Here is a 276-nt window from a genome sequence, read left to right on the forward strand (position 1 = left end):
GAGCCTGGGTGTCGATCTGGTAGTTGGCGCTGCTGGCCCCGGTGCCGGCGTTACCGGCAGTGTCGGTGTAGGTCGCGGCGACGGTGATCAGGTTAGTGGTGTCGGTCACGTTGACGCTTGGGGTGAAAGTCCCGGTCCAGGTCACACCACCATCGGTGCTGCTCAAGGCGCTGAGGGTGCCGTTCTCGACGCTGACATCGGTGTTATCAAAGGCGACGACCGCCTCGCTGAAGGTGATGGTGACCAGGCTGGTCTCACCGACGCTGAGGGCGGTGT

General features: G+C 63.8%; 1 protein-coding gene. It reads right to left on the bottom strand.

Annotated features, from left to right (window positions below; genetic code table 11):
- Window positions 1–276, bottom strand: a 276-nt coding sequence (locus D8779_RS20495) for an Ig-like domain-containing protein (protein WP_136666460.1), incomplete at both ends; no start/stop codon positions are given.

The organism is Pseudomonas leptonychotis (assembly GCF_004920405.1).
In the GTDB taxonomy this organism is placed as follows: Bacteria; Pseudomonadota; Gammaproteobacteria; order Pseudomonadales; family Pseudomonadaceae; genus Aquipseudomonas; species Aquipseudomonas leptonychotis.